The sequence below is a fragment of the Streptomyces sp. NBC_00846 genome, from assembly GCF_045207325.1.
Classification (GTDB): Bacteria; Actinomycetota; Actinomycetes; order Streptomycetales; family Streptomycetaceae; genus Streptomyces.
In genome coordinates this window covers 6,877,175-6,895,303 of sequence record NZ_CP108846.1, presented here as the reverse complement: position 1 = coordinate 6,895,303, position 18,129 = coordinate 6,877,175, and the positions used below count along the sequence as shown (strand labels likewise).

Here is an 18,129-nt window from a genome sequence, read left to right as displayed (position 1 = left end):
CCGGGCCTTCCGGCCGGATCGGGACCGGAGGACTGCGGTGTTCCAGGGGTAGGGACGGCCGGCCCGGCGCAGGAGGCGGGAAAGGGTCGAACCGGCCTGCGGGGGCTGGTGCCCGCACCGTCCCGACACCCGGCGACTGCGCCGTCAGTGAGTGCCCCACAGCTCTGACCTGCGATCATTTCCGCAGGTCAGAGCATATGACAACGGTGTTCAGTGCCGTGTTGCCCGATACCCCCCACCCGTAGTTGACTGACAGTGCTCGGGCGGATCGCGTCCGAGCCCGCGCGACGACCGGGAGGCGTCCCCATGGGGGCAGGGCACGACCACGGGCACACACACGGCGGACCGCCGCCCACCGGCACGGCAGCCGCCGCGTACAAGGGACGGCTGCGGATCGCGCTGTGCATCACGCTCACCGTGACGCTCCTGGAGGCCGTCGGCGGACTGCTCTCCGGCTCCCTCGCCCTCATCGCCGACGCGGCCCACATGGCGACCGACGCCCTGGGCCTGGGCATGGCGCTGCTGGCGATCCACTTCGCCAACCGGCCGGCCGGGCTCAACCGCACCTTCGGCTTCGCCCGCGCCGAGATCCTCGCCGCGCTGGCCAACTGTCTGCTGCTGCTCGGGGTGGGCGGCTATCTGCTCTTCGAGGCGGTCCAGCGCTTCATCACCCCGGCCGAGACGAGGGGCGGGCTGACGATCGTCTTCGCCCTGGTCGGCCTGGTGGCCAACATGGTCTCCCTGTCGCTGCTGCTCCGCGGGCAGAAGGACAGCATCAATGTGCGCGGCGCCTATCTGGAGGTGCTCGCGGACACACTCGGCTCCTTCGCCGTGCTGATCTCGGCGGGGATCATCCTGGCCACGGGCTGGCAGGCCGCCGACCCGATCGCCTCGCTGGTGATCGGCCTGATGATCGTCCCCCGTACGGTGAAGCTGCTCCGGGAGACGCTCAATGTGCTGCTGGAGGCGGCGCCCAAGGGCGTCGACATGGGTGAGGTACGGGCCCACATCACCGCCCTGCCCGGGGTGCTGGACGTCCATGACCTGCACGCCTGGACGATCACGTCGGGGATGCCGGTGCTCTCCGCCCATGTGGTGGTGCGCCAGGACATGCTGGACTCGATCGGCCACGAAAAGCTGCTCCATGAGCTGCAGGGCTGCCTCGGCGTCCACTTCGACGTGGAGCACTGCACCTTCCAGCTGGAGCCGAGCGGCCATGCCGAGCACGAGGCCAGGCTCTGCCACTGAACCAAGGTTCAGCACCGCCGTGTAGGGTGTCCGGCGAGGCGAGGGCCTCCCCGTGCGCGAGAGAGGAGCTGAGGCCGGTGACCGTCGCGACGGCGCCCATCCGGCGCAGCATCCGGTCCGTCCTCAGCTTCCGGGCCCTCGGCTAGCACGCCGGCTCACACCGGGCCGACACGTTGGCCGGAGCCCTCGTACCCAAGGGTTTCCCACGGTGACCGACAACGATCACGCCGTCCGTTCCGAGGCGTTCTTCTCCCTTTACCACGATCTTCCCCGGCAGAGTCCCGGTTCCGATGCCACCACCCGGCAGCTGCTGGAGCTCGCCGGCCCGCTGCCGCGCCGTCCGCGCGTCGACCCGGACGAGTACTGCGTCCCGCTCGCCGAGCGCGTCGAGGCCGCCGACGCGTCGGCTCCCGGCATGGAGTGGGCGCTCGCGGCGGCCCGCGAGGAGTTGGCCATGCGGCGCGATCACGGTACGGAGTACGGCTGCGCCGGCTATGTACTGCGCCCCGCCGACCCCCGCTGGCCGACCCGGCCGGAGACGGCGGCGGACGTGGCGGCGGTGCGCGCGGTCAACACCGCCGCGTTCCCGACGCCGGACGAAGCCGCTCTCGTCGACGCGTTGCGCACCGATCCGGAGGCCTGGCTGCCGGGCCTCGGTCACGTCGCGGCCGGTCCGGACGGCGCCGTGGCGGCGTACGCGCTGCTGACCCGGTGCCGGGTCGGGGACGCGTCGGCGCTCGCGCTGGCCCCGGTGGCGACGGCCCCGGAGCATCAGCGACGGGGCGCCGGCCGGGCCGTGGTGCGGGCCGCGCTCGACGCGGCCAGGCTGCGGGGGGAGTCACTCGTCCTGGTACTCGGTCATCCCGAGTACTACCCGGAGTTCGGGTTCGTACCGGCGTCCCGCTACGGGATCCGGCCGGGCTTCGAGGTTCCGGACGAGGCGATGATGGCCCTGGTGCTCGACGACTCCGTGCCGGTGCCGCACGGCACGATCCGCTACCCGGCGGCCTTCGGCGTCTGACGTGCCATCCGGTCCCTTCGCGCCACGAGGCACGGCGGGACCGGACATGCAGGACCCGAGGTGCGGACAAGCGGCTTTTGTACGGCAGACTTGACGGACTCGACGGGACCGGCGCACGGGGCCGGGACCATAGCGAAGGATGGGTATGCCGACCACACCAGCCACCGCGGCGAACAGCTCGTCGAACGGCACAGCAGAAGCGATCATGCTCGAACTGGTCGATGAGAACGGCGCCACCATCGGTACGGCGGAGAAGCTCGCCGCCCATCAGCCGCCCGGTCAACTGCACCGGGCCTTCTCGGTGTTCCTCTTCGACGAGCAGGGCAGGCTGCTCCTGCAGCGACGGGCGCTCGGCAAGTACCACTCCCCCGGCGTCTGGTCGAACACCTGCTGCGGCCACCCCTACCCGGGCGAGGCGCCCTTCGCCGCCGCCGCCCGGCGTACGCACGAGGAGCTGGGGATCTCGCCCTCACTGATGGCCGAGGCGGGCACGGTCCGCTACAACCACCCCGACCCGGCCTCCGGCCTGGTGGAGCAGGAGTTCAACCACCTCTTCGTGGGCATGGCACAGGACCGGCCGCACCCGGACCCGGAGGAGGTCGGCGAGACCGCGTTCGTGACGGCCGACGAACTGGCCGAGCGGCACGCACAGGCGCCGTTCTCGGCCTGGTTCATGACGGTGCTGGACGCCGCGCGGCCGGCGATCAGGGAGCTGACGGGAGCGTCCGCCGGCTGGTAGCGGGCGGGCGGCAGCGGATGCCGCAGCGGTTACGGGTGCTCAGAGCCGCCGGCTCAGCGGCAGCGCCGCCCAGATGATCTTTCCGCCGCCTGCGGTGTGTTCCACATCGCAGGCGCCGCCCGCTTCCCGGGTGATCTCCCGGACCAGCAGCAGGCCGCGGCCGCCGGTCTGCGCGTAGTCCGTCTCCAGGGCCGTCGGCCGGTAGGGGTGGTTGTCCTCGACGGACACTCTGACCCATTCCGCTCCGACGGCCACCTCGACGGCGAGCTCCGGCGAGAGCAGCGCGGCATGCTTCACGGCATTGGTGACCAGCTCCGAGACGATGAGCAGCAGGCCCTCTGCGACGTCCTCGTCCAGCGGCACGCCCTGGCGGTTCAGCAGGTCGCGTACGGCATGCCTGGCCTGCGGTACGGAGACGTCCACGGCCGGGGCGGTGAACCGCCAGACTCCCTCGTACGACACGGGCCGGGCGGGGACACTCCCGCGGCTCTCCATAGTCCGGTACCCGCTCTCCACTCGGTGGTGACTGCACGTCGAGTACAGAGTGCGCGGCGTAGTCGGTCCGGCTCGTGGTACTGAACAGAAGTCGACTTCTATCGACTTCTATCGACAGGATTTGACCGGACACGCACGAATGCGTCAGCTCCTAGAGCGTTTCGGGTGCTCTCCGCCGAGTGTGCCCGGCGGAGAGCCGCTCGCCTGCTGGTCCGAGACCATGGAGACCACATGGCGGCCGCCGACCCCGATCGCGATCAGGCCGAGCCCGTCGAAGAGCAGCGCCAGCGAGAAGAACAGGCCGAGTACGTAGAGGCTGCTGTGCGGCCAGTCGAAGAGCACCAGCAGCCCAAGGAGCAGGCCGAAGGCTCCTTGCAGGAGCGTCCAGCCGAACTGCGGGCCACGCACCACGACGCTGCCGACCAGCCGGAACAACCCACCGGTCAGGAAGAGCAGCGCGGCGAACATGGTCAGCGCCTCGGCCGTGCCGTGCGGATGGTGGATGACGACGACTCCGGCGGCGATGTTCAGCGCGGCTACCACGACGCCCAGCCAGAAGAAGTTGGTACCGCGGGACTCGACGGCGTGGAGCAGCCCGACGATGCCGCCGATGAGCAGCAGCCAGCCGAACAGGAGCATCGAGGTGAGCGTCGCGACACCGGTGTACACGAGGCCGACCAGACCGGCCACGACGAGAAGGGTGCCGAGCAGTGCCAGCCAGCCGAAACTGCGGCTCAGCTTCTTGCCCTCGGCTGCGGGAACGGCCACGGGAAGCTCCTCACGGTGCGTGCCTGTTCGGCGACCCCTTCTTGATCATAGGTTCGAACCGTACGGATAGCATCCGGCGCATGGACCGTACGGAACCCCGGCTGGAGCACACCGTCGCGGACGGTGTGGCGACGGTCGTCATCAGCAATCCCGCCAAGCGCAATGCGATGACGGCCCCGATGTGGAGCGTGCTGCCCGGTCTGCTGGAGCGGCTGGCCGTCGACCCCGCGGTCCGGATGCTGGTGCTGACGGGCGCCGGGAACACCTTCTGCGCCGGGGCGGACATCTCCTCGCTCCTGGACCCGGCGGGCGATCCGCAGGCGCTCTCCGTGGCCGCCGAGGAGTCCCTCGCGGCATTCCCCCGGCCGACACTCGCGGCGATCCGCGGCTACTGCGTGGGCGGCGGCAGCCAGCTCGCGGCCGCCTGCGATCTGCGGTTCGCCGAGGAGGGCGCGTCGTTCGGCGTCACGCCTGCCAAGCTCGGGATCGTGTACCCGGCGTCGTCGACCCGGCGGCTGGTGGCGCTGACCGGCCCGGCCACGGCGAAGCATCTGCTGTTCTCCGGCGAGCTGATCGACACCGCGCGGGCGCTGCGGACCGGTCTGGTGGACGAAGTGCTGCCGGCCGGTGAGCTGGACAAGCGGGTCGACGCGTACGCACGCACGCTGGCGGCGCGCTCGCAGCTGACGCAGGCGGCGGCGAAGGAGTTCGCCGCCGGGCGTGCGGACCGGGACGCCCACTGGGCGGAGCAGGCGCGCCGCAGCGGCGACACCGCGGAGGGGGTCGCCGCCTTCCTGGAGCGGCGCGCGCCGCGCTTCACCTGGACGACCGGGCCGTAACGCCCCTGCGGCTCCTGAACGCCCCTGCGGCTACTGGAGGATGAAGCGGCTCCCGGCGCGGAGCTTCTCGACCAGCGCCGCCGGGGCCTTCGCGGGTGAGTCCGCGTCGTACGGCGGCTGCGGGTCGTACTCGGACAGCAGCTGTACGGACATGGCGTGCTCGTCGTCCGCGATGCGGCCGAGCAGGGTGAGTCCCATGTCGATGCCGGAGGAGACGCCGGCCGCCGTGACGTACTTGCCGTCGACGACGACGCGTTCACCGGTCGGCTCGGCGCCGAAGTCCTCCAAGCAGTCCAGCGCGAGCCAGTGCGAGGTGGCGCGTCGGCCCGTCAGCAGGCCGGCCGCGGGGAGCAGCAGGGACCCGGTGCGGACGGAGACGAGCCGCTCGGCGTGCGGGGCGTGGCCGCGCAGTCAGTCGATCAGCGCCGGGTCGGGGGCGCGGGTGCCCTGACCCGGCGGGAACGAGGAGAGTGTGCGGCGGCGCGGCGTCGGCGAGACTCCCGTCGGGGACGAGCGTCAGACCGCTGCTCGTACGGACCGGCGCGCCGTCGAGGGAGGCGGTGCGCAGTCCGTACGCGGCCCCGGGGAAGTGGGAGGCCCCGGCGAAGACCTCCGCGGGGCCGGTCGCATCGAGGCTCTGAACGCCGTCGAAGAGGACGAGTAAGGATCGCTGCGTCATGACTTCCGTCCTCGGCAGCCGGGAGCATGGCCGCAATGACGAAGAACCCACCTTTTCCGCCACGCCGGGGTCCGCGCGGAATGGATGCCATCCCGGGGTTACGGAACGTACCAACCAGTCGGTAACGTGCCTGCATGAGTACTCTGCCGCCGCGCGCCGGACGCCGCTGCCACAACGCCATCAACCCGTTGCACTCGACGGTCTACTTCTCCCCCGATCTCGGCGAGGAGCTCGGGAAACTCGGCATCGACGACACGAACGCCGCCTACCTCGTCGCGCGCGCGGCGGCGCTGGGCGCCGTCGGCCCCGGCACGGTCACCGCGGCCTTCTACAACTTCAACCACGATCTCGTCGCCCGGCATCTGCCCGCCGTGTGGTCCGTCGCCTCGCCGCAGGCGGTCCTGGACGCCCGGCTGCGCGCCGCCGACGCCACGTTGCGCCGGCTCCTGGGCGAGGAGATCATCACCTCCCCGGAAATGGCCGAGGCGGCCGGGCTGGCGCTGCACGCCGCCGAGGCGTGCACCCGACACGCCCGGCCGCTCTACGCCGCCCACGCCGATCTGCCGGTGCCCGAGCAGCCGCACCTGGCGTACTGGCACGCAGGGACGCTGCTGCGCGAGCACCGCGGCGACGGCCATCTCGCGGCGCTCCTCGCGGCCGGTCTCGATCCGGTGGAGGCCCTGGTCAGCCACACCGCGACCGGCAAGGGGATGAACCCGCGCTGGGTCCTCGCCACCCGGGGCTGGCTCCGCGGCGACTGGGAGGAGGCCTCCGAGCGGCTGCGCGGGCGTGGACTCCTCGACGGCGAGGGCGAGTTGACCGAGACGGGCGTCGCGCTGCGGGCGGATCTGGAGGAGGCCACGGACCGGATGGACAGTGCCCCGTACGAGCATCTGGGTGCGGAGGACGTGGAACGGCTGACCGAACTGGCGCGCGGATTCCTGTTCACGGCCGCCTCGGCGGGCGCGTTCCCGGCCGATCTGATCGGCAAGGGCTGAGCGACACCGGTTCGCCGTCGGGTGGGGTCGGGCGACACGGCGCCCGACCACCCGGCACAATGCAGGCGAAGGGGCCCCGCCCCGGCAAGCACAGCCAGTAGAGCCAGTACAGCCAGTACGAGAAGGCGAGTCGGTAGAACCGTGACGACGTCCATCGAAGGCAGGATCGCCGAGGAGCTCGGCGTACGCGAGCGGCAGGTGAAGGCGGCCGTCGAGCTGCTCGACGGCGGGTCGACCGTGCCGTTCATCGCCCGCTACCGCAAGGAAGCGACCGAGATGCTCGACGACGCGCAGCTGCGCACGCTCGAGGAGCGGCTGCGGTATCTGCGGGAGCTGGAGGACCGTCGTACGGCGATCCTCGACTCGGTACGCGAGCAGGGCAAGCTCGACGAGGCGCTGGAGGCGCAGATCCGGGCCGCCGACACGAAGGCTCGCCTTGAGGACATCTATCTGCCGTTCAAGCCCAAGCGGCGCACGAAGGCGCAGATCGCCAGGGAGGCGGGGCTCGAACCGCTTGCGGACGGTCTGCTCGGCGACCCCTCGATGGAACCGCTGGCCGCTGCCGCCGCCTTCGTCGGCGCCGACAAGGGCATCGCGGACGGTGCGGCGGCGCTGGAGGGGGCCCGCGCCATCCTCACCGAGCGGTTCTCGGAGGACGCCGATCTGATCGGTGAGCTGCGTGAACGCATGTGGTCGCGCGGGCGGCTGGCCGCCAAGGTACGGGACGGCAAGGAGGAGGCGGGGGCGAAGTTCGCCGACTACTTCGACTTCGCCGAGCCGTTCACCGCGCTGCCCTCGCACCGGGTGCTCGCGATGCTGCGGGGCGAGAAGGAGGACGTCCTCGACCTGGTCCTGGAGCCGGAGGAGCCGTCCGAGACTCCCGGCCCGTCGGCGTACGAGAACATGGTCGCCCGGCGCTTCGGGGTGAACGACCGAGGCCGCCCCGGCGACAAGTGGCTCGCCGACACGGTGCGCTGGGCCTGGCGGACCCGGATCCTGGTGCATCTCGGCATCGATCTGCGGCTGCGGCTGCGCACGGCGGCGGAGGACGAGGCGGTACGGGTCTTCGCGTCGAACCTGCGCGATCTGCTGCTGGCCGCGCCGGCCGGGACGCGGGCCACGCTGGGGCTCGACCCCGGTTTCCGTACGGGTGTGAAGGTCGCCGTCGTCGACGCGACCGGCAAGGTCGTCGCGACGGATGTCATCCACCCGCACGTCCCGGCGAACAAATGGGACCAGGCGCTGGCCAGGCTGGAGCAACTGGCGAAGGCCCACGACGTCGACCTGATCGCGATCGGCAATGGCACGGCCTCCCGCGAGACCGACAAGCTCGCCGGTGAACTCGTCGACAAACACCCCGAGTTGAAGCTCACCAAGGTGATGGTTTCGGAGGCCGGCGCGTCGGTGTACTCGGCTTCGGCGTTCGCGTCGCAGGAACTCCCCGACATGGACGTGTCGTTGCGCGGCGCCGTCTCGATCGCGCGACGCCTTCAGGACCCTCTCGCCGAGCTGGTGAAGATCGACCCGAAGTCGATCGGTGTGGGTCAGTACCAGCACGACCTGTCCGAGGTGAAGCTGTCGCGCTCGCTGGACGCGGTCGTCGAGGACTGCGTGAACGGTGTCGGCGTGGACGTCAACACCGCGTCGGCGCCGCTGCTTTCGCGGGTTTCGGGGATCGGCTCGGGGCTCGCCGAGAACATCGTGGCGCACCGTGACGCGAACGGGCCCTTCCGTTCGCGGAAGTCGCTCAAGGACGTGGCGCGGCTGGGCCCGAAGGCGTACGAGCAGTGCGCGGGCTTTCTGCGCATCCGGGGCGACGACCCGCTGGACGCGTCGAGCGTGCACCCTGAGGCGTACCCGGTGGTGCGGGCGATGGTGAAGCGGACGGGCGGTGACGTCGCCTCACTGATCGGCAACACGAACGTGCTGCGGTCGCTGCGGGCCGACGACTTCGTGGACGAGAAGTTCGGTCTGCCGACGGTCACCGACATCCTGAAGGAGCTGGAGAAGCCGGGACGCGACCCGCGTCCCGCGTTCAAGACGGCCACCTTCAAGGAGGGCGTCGAGAAGATCGGTGATCTGGCGTCCGGGATGGTCCTGGAGGGTGTCGTCACCAATGTCGCGGCGTTCGGCGCGTTCGTGGACATCGGTGTGCACCAGGACGGTCTGGTGCACGTGTCGGCGATGTCGCGCACGTTCGTGAAGGACCCGAGGGATGTCGTGAAGCCGGGCGACATCGTGAAAGTCAAGGTCATGGACGTCGACATTCCGCGGAAGCGGATCTCGCTCACGCTGCGGCTGGACGACGAGGCATCGACGGGGGGCACGTCCCAGGGCGGCGGGCCAAGGCGGGAGCGGTCCGAGCGGTCCGAGCGGGGCGAGCGGGGCGAGCGGGGCGGCCAAGGAAATGGCAAGGGCGGCCGGCCGCCGCGGCAGCGCCAGGGGCAGGGCCAGGGTGGTCAGGAGCGTGACCGGCGCGGTGGCGGCGGTGGGGGCGGATCCGCTCGTCCGGCGCCCGCACCGGTGAACAGTGCGATGGCGGATGCGTTGCGGCGGGCCGGGCTGACGGATCCGAAGCAGGGCGGCAAGAGGGTCTGACCTCGGGTGGGCGGGGTGAAGGGCGCGCGGCGGGAAGGGCACATCGCGACGCGGTAGCCGAGCGCGAGGGTCTCGGGCCGCAGGCTGTGGGGACCGGCGAGGAGCGCCATGGCGTCCTGCGGTCGGGCGGCGCTCCCTTCCCTCGGCCGCCCCGGGCCCGCCTGCGCCGACGTGACCACGCCCGCGAGGCCCCGGCCCCCGAGCGTCGAGTGCTCGGCATCGGCCGGGGCCGGAGACGCCGACGGATCCCCGTCGGGACCCTGCTCCTGGTCCCCCGTCGGGGCTCTGCCCCTGATGGCCCCTGGGGGTGCGGAACGTGACCGTCCCGGTGAGCGGCAGGTTCGACGAGGAAGTCGCCGACCTGGACGCGACAGACGCCGTCGGCGGTCTTCCACCGGCCGGCCCGGTGTACCACGCGGAGAGCGGGTGGTTCGACGCGGCGGGGCCGATGGTCAGCTCGGCCCGCTGCTTCTCCCCCGGCTCAAGCCGGACCTTCTGGAACGCCACCCCCGTGGCCCGTGCGACATCGTGGACCGTCGGCGGACGCCGCCCCGCGGGCGGGGATGGTTCGGCGGTTTCCGCTGCTCCGTCCTCTGTCGGGCGCGACAGCGGACGGCAACCGCTTGTCGCCCACTTTCCGCAACAGCTCAATGGGATCTTGAATCGCGGGAGAGTGTCGGGCTGGAGGTCAGAGCTCCGTCACCCTGCCGTCCGCCACCTCGACGCGTCGTGTCGTCCGTACCGCCTCCAGCATGCGCCGGTCGTGCGTGACCAGCAGCAGCGTCCCCGTGTACGAGTCCAGCGCCGATTCCAGCTGCTCGATCGCGGGCAGATCGAGGTGGTTCGTCGGCTCGTCGAGGACGAGGAGGTTGACGCCCCGGCCCTGGAGCAGCGCGAGCGCGGCCCTGGTGCGTTCGCCGGGCGAGAGCGTGGTCGCGGGACGCATCACATGGTCCGCGCGCAGGCCGAACTTGGCGAGCAGCGTGCGCACTTCGGCCGGTTCGGTGTCGGGGACGGCCGCGCAGAACGCCTCCAGGAGCGATTCGGAGCCGTGGAACAGCTTGCGCGCCTGGTCCACCTCTCCGACTACGACGCCCGAGCCGAGCGTCGCCTGCCCGGCGTCCAGCGGGAGGCGGCCCAGGAGTGCGGCGAGGAGGGTGGACTTGCCCGCACCGTTGGCGCCGGTGATGGCGACCCGGTCCGCCCAGTCGATCTGCAGCGAGGCCGGGCCGAAGCCGAAGTCGCCACGTGTGACGCGGGCTTCGCGCAGGGTGGCGACTACCGAGCCGGAGCGGGGTGCGGTGGCGATCTCCATCCGCAGTTCCCACTCCTTGCGCGGCTCGTCGACGACATCGAGCCGCTCGATCATGCGCTGGGTCTGCCTGGCCTTCGCGGCCTGTTTCTCGCTGGACTCGCTGCGGAGCTTGCGGCCGACCTTGTCGTTGTCGGTCGCCTTGCGGCGGGCGTTCTTGACGCCCTTGTCCATCCAGGAGCGCTGCATGTGGGCGCGCCCTTCGAGGGCGGCGCGCTTGTCGGCGTACTCGTCGTACTCCTCGCGGGCGTGCCTGCGCGCCCTGTCTCGCTCCTCCAGGTAGGCGGCGTACCCACCGCCGTAGAGGTTGATCTGCTGCTGGGCCAGGTCCAGTTCGAGGACCTTGGTGACCGTACGCATCAGGAATTCGCGGTCGTGGCTGATGACGACCGTGCCCGCGCGCAGTCCGGAGACGTAGCGCTCCAGCCGCTCCAGGCCGTCCAGGTCGAGGTCGTTGGTGGGCTCGTCGAGCAGGAAGACGTCGTAGCGGGAGAGCAGGAGGGAGGCCAGGCCCGCGCGGGCCGCCTGGCCGCCGGAGAGCGCGGTCATCGGCAGGTCGAGGCCGACGGTCAGGCCGAGGTCGGCGGCGACCTCCTCGGCGCGCTCGTCCAGGTCCGCGCCGCCGAGCGCCAGCCAGCGCTCCAGCGTCTCGGAGTACGCGTCGTCCGCGCCCGGCGCCCCGTCGACGAGGGCCTGTGTGGCGGTGTCCATCGCCGACTGGGCGTCGGCGACGCCGGTACGGCGGGCCAGGAACTCACGCACGGTCTCCAGCGGACGCCGCTCCGGCTCCTGCGGGAGGTGGCCGACGGTGGCGGTGGGCGGGGAGAGCCGCAGCTCGCCCTCCTCCGGCCGGTCGAGCCCGGCGAGCAGCCGGAGCAGGGACGATTTACCGGCCCCGTTGACTCCGACGAGACCGATCACGTCACCGGGCGCGACGACGAGGTCGAGTCCGGCGAAGAGTGTGCGGTCGCCGTGTCCGGCGGCGAGGTCCTTGGCAACGAGAGTGGCAGTCATCAGGGTGCCGATCCTAATCGGCCGCCGGGACCGGCCCGGGATCAGCCCGGTACTGGTATCAGCACCGGCGCGGGTACCGGGCCCAGCGCCGGTACCGGGCCCGACGCGGGTACCGGTACCGCGTCGGGTGGCCGGGGAGGTCCGCCGTCACCGGAAGAGCTCCCCGGCCGCCCGTTCCCTGTCCGCCCAGCGGCACGGACGGCACCTTCCACGGAACCGATGCATCACCCTCCGTAGCCAGTGCCGCACGTGACGCTCACGTCATGGGATCAGCAAGAGGTATCGGCCTGCCCGCTTGTGAGGTGATAGGTCGCCCGCTCGTCCAGGAGGAGCGGGATCAGATTGCGGGCCGACTGCCGCAGCGGTACGTACGCTCCGTCACCGTCGCGCCGGGAGGTGACGCCGTGCAGGGCGAGTTCGTCCTTGACGTCGTCGAACTGGTCCTTGGTGAGCCGGTATCCGCACGGCGGGTCCTGAAGGACCTGGCCGGCTTCGGGTGCCTCGTTGTCGGCGCCGCCGAGAAAGACCGGGCCGCGGTCCTTGAATCCCGCGGCCCGGGATGCGGCGGTGGCTGCGACGATCGCGCCGCGGCGTTCGTCGGTGAAGGCGAACAGGCCGTCGAGTGCCGCGAGTTGGGAGTTGACTCGGCGTCGACTGTTGAGTGCCGGGTCGGCCTTCTCGGCGGCAGTGAGTGCGTCGACGCGGGATTCGATGAGCAGGCCGATGGCATGCTTGATGCCGGAGGTGTTGCGCAGGATGCGTTCCTGTCCGTCGCCCGCGGTCTGCTTGATCGGGTCGCCGGTGACGGGGTCGGTCCAGATGCCGTAGAGGCCACTGCTGTAGCCGGCGTCCGCGGCGGTGGGCCGCACATAGCTCTGGGCGAGGGTCTGCGATTCGCCGTGTACCCGGTCGGAGACGTTGAGGTTACGGGGCCACAGGACGAAGAGGTCCTTGTCGTAGTACGGCGGGGTGGCGCCGTACTCATGCAGGTCGTAGATCACATCGGGCTTCCGGTCGCGGACGACCGCCGCCATCGCGCGGCCCTCGGCGGTCTGCAGCGCGATGTGGTCGCGGTTGATGTCGACGCCGTCGGAGTTGCCGCGGGTGTTGGCGGCGCGTCCGTCGGGGTTGGCGGTGGGCACGACGAGGACGTTCGTACGGGAGAGGAAGGCGCGGGTCGAGGGGTCCTGGGCGTAGGCCAGATCGCGAATGGTCGTCAGGCACGCTTCGCGGCCCGACGGTTCGTTGCCGTGCTGACTGCAGATCAGCAGCATCGTGTTCGCGTCGGCGCGTTGGTTTCCGATCCGGACGACCTGGAGCGGGCGGCCCTGTTTCGTCGTGCCGATCCGGTCGACGGTGACCCGGTCGCTGCCCCGGTCGACGGCGGCCAGGAAGGACTGTTCCTCCGGCTGGCCGGTCCACCGGGCCCCGTTGCTGGTCTCGAAGCCGGTACGGGGCCGGGGCTCGGTGTGCGCGGCCTGGGCGGGCACGGTGATCAGGGGTACGGCCAGGACGGCGGCGGCTGCCGTCAGGACGAGGTTGCGGCGGACCGGCCCGCGGGCGGTCGGGATACGGGGTGTCATGAGCGGCTGCCTCCCGGGATGCGGTGGGCGGGACGCGGTGGCGTCACGCCCTCGGAGTGGACTGCGCGGGGGGTGGCTGTCGCGGGTGCGGAACCCGCGGTGGCTCGTACGAAGGCTCCGGTGCCACCGGTGAACGGCAGCTTCGCGGACGTACGGGCCAGGTCGAGGGTGAGCGTCGGCGTGGAGTCCGGCGGGTCGATGAGGTCCCGGTCGGTACCGGCGACGATCAGGGCGAGGCGGTGTCCGGCCGGGACGACGTGGTCGGTGGCCGCGAGGTCGATGGTGATCGTGTAGGCCCTGCCCGGCGTGAGGGGGCGGCCGTGTCCGGCGGAGGCGTAGGTACCGAGGTCGGCCCAGCCGCGGCTGAGGACGGTCCGGTCGACGGTGGCCGTCCTGGCCCGGGTCTCCTTGAAGCAGGAGCTGTCCCCGGCGGTGCTCGCGCCCCAGCAGGTGCGGTCGGTGAGGGTGGTGATGCCTTCGCCGGACGAGCCGTAGTCGCGGATGGTGTCGGGGCCGATGTCCACGAGGACCGCCGAGAGATGGGCGGTCGATGTGGTCGGGGTGGCGGTGACGGTCACCGTGGACGATCCGGCCAGCCGCAGGTCCTGGGTGAGCGGCGCGGTGCGGAATCCCGTCTTGGCGCTCGTGGTCCGGTCCAGGTCTGCGGCCCACTCCGTCTCGCTCTGCGCCGGGTCGTCGGTGAACGTCTCGGTGGCGCCGGGGCGGGCGGGCTTCAGGCCGAGACCGCCGACGCCGGGCGCGTCGCCGGGGCCGGGGCCGGGGCGCACGGTGGTGGTGTGCGTGGTGCGGGGCGGCCAGACCCTGTCGGTGGACCACTGATCGGGGTGCCGCTCGATGTCGGCCATCGGTTCGCGGTCGATGCCGTTGTCGTAGCCGAGGAGATAGTGGTCGAACCAGCGGTGCAGCGTCTTCACCCACTCGGCGCGCCGGTAGTCGAACGGGTCGACGTGTCCGGTCTGCGAGAGCCAGATCTTGCGCTCCACGCCCTGGTCCGCGAGGGCGTCCCACCACTGGCCGAGGTGCTTGGTGCGGACGTTGAGGTCCTGCATGCCGTGTACGGCGAAGACGCTGGCCCGCACCTTGCGGGCATCCTTCACGTAGTCGCGGTCGCTCCACAGCTTCGTGAGGTCGCCGGTGCGCGGCGCCTGGTCGACGAGTTGCTGCTGCACGGCTGCGCAGCGGTCGCGCGCCTCGGGGCTCTCCACATAGCCGGAGAGCCAGTCGGGGCCGCTGTCGTAGAGGGGTGCGCCCTGGGCGAAGTAGTAGTCGTACCAGGAGGAGATGGCGCCGATCGGCACGATGGTCCGCAGCCCGTCCACGCCGGTCGCGGCCACACCGTTGGCGATGGTGCCGTCGTAGCTCTTGCCGATCATTCCGGTGCGCCCGTCGGACCAGCCGGCCGTGGCGCGTTCGCCGCCGGTGCGGGTGGTGTATCCGCGGGCGCGGCCGTTCAGCCAGTCGATGACGGCCTTGGCGGATTGCACGTCGGAGCGGCCGCCGACATCGACGCAGCCGTCGGAGCGATTGGTTCCGGCCAGATCGACGGCGACGAACGCGTAGCCGCGCGGCACGAAGTAGTTGTCGTAGTACAGGGGGAACCCGACCGGCCGGCCGTCGGCGTCGTACGTCTTCAGCTGGCTCTCGTTGCCGCGGCCGCAGCAGGAGTAGTACGGGCTGGCGTCCATGATCACGGGGATCTTCCGGCCCTGCCGGGCGGGTTCGCCCGGCCGGACGATGTCGACGGCGACGCGATCGCTCCTGCCGTCCCCGTCGCCGTCCAGTCCGGTGTCGACCCAGACGGATTCGCGCACGGCGTTCTCGTACGAATAGACCGGGCTGCTCTCCAGGGGCCCGCTCGCCACGGGCCCGCTCTTCCGAGGGCTCGCGCCCTGCGCACCTGCTGGTAGGAGCAGGACTGCCATCAGGGCGGCGACGGCCGCCACCACCAGCGATCTGTACGTCAAGCGGGTGCCCCGCGTACGTGTCGGCATGGGCGGAAGGTACCCCGGTCAACTCCTGTGCAACAGGGGGCGATCAGCGACGCATATGACGTGTCCATGCGGGAAGGACTGTCCTGTGTCATGTCGGCCGAATGGCGATCGCGTGACAGGAGCCGTCATGGACACGACTGATGCGGGGGTCGCTGAATAGTCTCTACGTGACGGTTCGAAAGATCCTTCGCCCCGACGAATTGGAGCATTCGTGCACCGCAGATTCATCGTCCCGAGCGCACTCGCGGCCTCCCTGCTGCTGGCGATCCCGGCCTCGGCCGCCGAAGGCACCGCGGGCGCCCCGGGCATCGGCGATCCCTATTACCCGGCCAGCGGCAACGGCGGCTACGACGTGTCCCACTACGACCTGCGGCTGACGTACCAGCCCGCCACCGACCTGCTGGAGGGCACGGCGACGATCCTCGCCACGACCACCCAGCAACTCACCCGTTTCAACCTCGACTTCGGGCTGGACGTCTCCGAGGTGCGGGTGAACGGCAAGAAGGCCGGTTACGCCAGGAGCGGCGAGCAGGAACTCGAAATCACCCCGGCGGCGGCGCTGGCCAAGGGCAAGGCTGTCTCGGTGGTCGTGCGGTACGCCGGAAAGCCGTCGGAGGTGAAGATCAACGGCTGGACCTCCTGGGTCCGTACGCCGGACGGCGCGGTGGCCGCGCAGGAGCCGGAGTCGGCCGCGTGGTGGTTCCCCAGCAACGACCACCCGCTCGACAAGGCGACGTACGACATCTCGGTGTCCGTGCCGGACGGCACCCAGGCGATCAGCAACGGCACGCTCCAGTCGCAGAGTTCGAAGCTCGGCTGGACCCGCTACAACTGGCGCTCAACGAAGCCGCAGGCGACGTATCTGACGACGCTGGCCATCGGCAAGTTCGACATCACCACCGACACCACGTCGGACGGGCTGCCGGTCGTCAACGCGTACAGCAGGGATCTCGGCGCCAACGGCGGTGCGGCACGCGCCAGCATCGAGCGGACCACCGAGGTCGCCGAGTGGCTGACGGAGGTCTTCGGACCGTATCCCTTCGACGCGCTCGGCGGGTACTCCCCCAATGTGACGAGCGGGTTCGCGCTGGAGACCCAGACCAGGCCGTTCTACAGCCCGAAGCAGTTCGCGAACGGTGCGAACGTCTCCGTCGTCGTCCATGAGCTGGCGCACCAGTGGTACGGCGACAGCGTGTCCCTCAAGGGCTGGAAGGACATCTGGATCAACGAGGGCTTCGCCAGGTACAGCCAGTGGCTGTGGTCGGAGAAGGAGGGCGAGGGCACCGCGCAGGAGCTGGCGGACTACACATACGCCCAGCACCCGGCGGACGACGCCTTCTGGACGGTGAAGCCGGGCGACCCCGGCCCGGACAACCAGTTCGACGCGGCCGTCTACGACCGGGGTGCGCTGGCGCTCCAGGCGCTGCGCAACGAGGTGGGTGACGAGACGTTCTTCGCATTGCTGAAGGGCTGGCCGGCCGAGCACGCGTACGGGAACGCGAGCGTGGCGGACTTCGTGACGTACGCGGAACGGGTCTCGCACAAGCCGCTCGCCGGCTTCTTCGACACCTGGCTGTACCAACCGACGCGGCCCCAGGCCCCGGCAGCGGCCGACGCGCACGCGTTGCGCGCTCCCGCTCGGCCCGCGCAGCCCGCGTCGTGGAAGCAGATCGCGGCGACGAACGCGATTCACGACCACCGCTGACGGGTCCGCGGATCGGCTCCCGGTGCCGTCGCCCCTCTCCTCGGCGGGGCGACGGTGCCCGGTGGACGGCCGGGCGCCGCGTCCGCAACGTCGGCGGTCACGTCGGATCGGTGATCACGCCGGCCGCGCCGGCGCGCCGCCCGTCCGCCCGGGCCTCGCGTCGCCCCGGACGGCCTCGCGACGCGCCGCCCGCGCCCGGCGCGCGTACGGCAGGTAGCGCAGCCGCTCCGGGAGCACGGGAACGACGCGCCGCACCACTGCGCAGAACCGGCGCAGCTTCCGCTCCTGCGCGTCCGTCCACTCCAGCCCGATCGCCTCCCGCGCCTCCGGCGGCATCAGGCCGATGGTGACGAAGCGGCGGAACCGGGCCAGCGGCGGGAACAACACCGGCCAGAGCGCCTTCAGCAGCAGCCGTACCGGCAGCGGTCCCCGGTCCGGGGGCGGTACCGGGCGGTCAGTGGCGATCAGCTCCTCGACGACGACGGTCAGCTCGATCTCGTCGGCGAGCACCTTGCGGAAGTACGGCCAGAACTCCTCGATCGTCTGCGGCATGTCCCGGTCGCGGATGCCGAGAACCCGGCCGACCTGGAGCCACTCCCGGTACAGGGCCCGTTCCTGCGCGTCGGTGAGCGGCCGGATGAGATACCGCGCCGCGTGCTGATAGACGGGGAAGCCCGTGGCGTGCACCCACGCGTAGTTGGCGGGCGACAGCGCATGGTAGCTGCGCCCCCGGGTGTCGGTGCCCTGGATGGTGCGGTGCAGCCTGCGGAGCCTGCGCCCCTCCTCGGTGGCCGCGTCACCCCCGTACACCCAGAGCTGGAGCGAGCGCAGGGACCTCTCGCCGCGCCCCCACGGGTCCGTACGGAACACGGAGTGTTCGTCGACGCCCGCACCGACCGCCGGGTGGGCGACCTGGAGGGTGAGGGCGGCGGGCAGCATCAGCAGGGCCCGGATGTCGCCGGAGATGCTCCAGAGCACGCCGCCGGGCGGCGGCGGCGGGACGGGGGTGTCGCCTCTGACTGCTTCGGTACTCATGACGCTCCCGGCGGTCGGCGGGCATGCGGCTCGGTGCCCGACCCTTGTGTGATCCAGTATGCGATCGCTGCCGGGCCGGTGCG

12 protein-coding genes and 2 pseudogenes are annotated in these 18,129 nt (G+C 71.3%); 7 read left to right on the top strand and 7 right to left on the bottom strand.

The genetic code is table 11. The annotated features are described in order from the left end of the window. The first annotated feature begins 306 nt into the window (after window positions 1-306). From OG936_RS31620 to idi, 3 genes and pseudogenes are all read left to right on the top strand, one after another. The gene (locus OG936_RS31620; RefSeq protein ID WP_406499367.1) at window positions 307-1,248 is read left to right on the top strand and encodes a cation diffusion facilitator family transporter; all 942 of its coding nucleotides are present in this window, start codon (window positions 307-309) and stop codon (window positions 1,246-1,248) included. 337 nt (window positions 1,249-1,585) lie between these two features. Then, window positions 1,586-2,269, top strand: a pseudogene (locus OG936_RS31615) (GNAT family N-acetyltransferase); the annotation flags it as partial. Window positions 2,270-2,414: 145 nt separating this feature from the next. Further along, entirely contained in the window at window positions 2,415-3,008 is a 594-nt protein-coding gene (gene idi, locus OG936_RS31610; protein ID WP_406499366.1) for an isopentenyl-diphosphate Delta-isomerase, read from the top strand. Between the two features lie 39 nt (window positions 3,009-3,047). Here the strand turns inward: idi and OG936_RS31605 are convergent, their stop codons facing one another. Further along, entirely contained in the window at window positions 3,048-3,503 is a 456-nt protein-coding gene (locus OG936_RS31605; protein ID WP_383763534.1) for an ATP-binding protein, read from the bottom strand. A gap of 144 nt (window positions 3,504-3,647) precedes the next feature. After that, window positions 3,648-4,271: an HdeD family acid-resistance protein gene (locus tag OG936_RS31600; protein ID WP_406499365.1), complete on the bottom strand. Its 624-nt coding sequence runs from the start codon at window positions 4,269-4,271 to the stop codon at window positions 3,648-3,650. 80 nt (window positions 4,272-4,351) lie between these two features. On the opposite strand from OG936_RS31600, the gene OG936_RS31595 reads away from it, so the two are divergent. Then, window positions 4,352-5,110 (top strand): enoyl-CoA hydratase/isomerase family protein, encoded by a 759-nt coding sequence (locus OG936_RS31595; RefSeq protein ID WP_406499364.1) that lies wholly within the window; start codon window positions 4,352-4,354, stop codon window positions 5,108-5,110. A gap of 30 nt (window positions 5,111-5,140) precedes the next feature. Here the strand turns inward: OG936_RS31595 and OG936_RS31590 are convergent. After that, window positions 5,141-5,789, bottom strand: a pseudogene (locus OG936_RS31590) (DJ-1/PfpI family protein). Window positions 5,790-5,923: 134 nt separating this feature from the next. Between OG936_RS31590 and OG936_RS31585 the strand changes: the two are divergent. Both OG936_RS31585 and OG936_RS31580 read left to right on the top strand, forming a co-directional pair. Further along, a complete protein-coding gene (locus OG936_RS31585) occupies window positions 5,924-6,787 on the top strand; it encodes an SCO6745 family protein (RefSeq protein ID WP_406499363.1) in 864 nt (287 codons plus the stop codon). 141 nt (window positions 6,788-6,928) lie between these two features. Beyond that, window positions 6,929-9,385, top strand: a complete 2,457-nt coding sequence (locus tag OG936_RS31580; protein ID WP_406499362.1) for a Tex family protein — start codon at window positions 6,929-6,931, stop codon at window positions 9,383-9,385. Window positions 9,386-10,073: 688 nt separating this feature from the next. Here OG936_RS31580 and OG936_RS31575 read toward each other — a convergent pair. The 3 genes from OG936_RS31575 to OG936_RS31565 form a co-directional block, all read right to left on the bottom strand. Further along, window positions 10,074-11,711, bottom strand: a complete 1,638-nt coding sequence (locus OG936_RS31575) for an ABC-F family ATP-binding cassette domain-containing protein (protein WP_406499361.1) — start codon at window positions 11,709-11,711, stop codon at window positions 10,074-10,076. A gap of 269 nt (window positions 11,712-11,980) precedes the next feature. Further along, complete coding sequence (locus tag OG936_RS31570) at window positions 11,981-13,294, bottom strand: M14 family metallocarboxypeptidase (RefSeq protein WP_406499360.1); 1,314 nt, start codon at window positions 13,292-13,294, stop codon at window positions 11,981-11,983. Beyond that, entirely contained in the window at window positions 13,291-15,306 is a 2,016-nt protein-coding gene (locus OG936_RS31565) for a Xaa-Pro dipeptidyl-peptidase (protein WP_406499359.1), read from the bottom strand. Before OG936_RS31565 ends, OG936_RS31570 begins: the two co-directional genes overlap by 4 nt. 211 nt (window positions 15,307-15,517) lie before the next feature. On the opposite strand from OG936_RS31565, the gene OG936_RS31560 reads away from it, so the two are divergent. Further along, window positions 15,518-17,011, top strand: a complete 1,494-nt coding sequence (locus OG936_RS31560; RefSeq protein ID WP_406499358.1) for a M1 family metallopeptidase — start codon at window positions 15,518-15,520, stop codon at window positions 17,009-17,011. A gap of 114 nt (window positions 17,012-17,125) precedes the next feature. Here the strand turns inward: OG936_RS31560 and OG936_RS31555 are convergent, their stop codons facing one another. Further along, window positions 17,126-18,046 (bottom strand): oxygenase MpaB family protein, encoded by a 921-nt coding sequence (locus OG936_RS31555; RefSeq protein WP_406499357.1) that lies wholly within the window; start codon window positions 18,044-18,046, stop codon window positions 17,126-17,128. Window positions 18,047-18,129 lie beyond the last annotated feature (83 nt).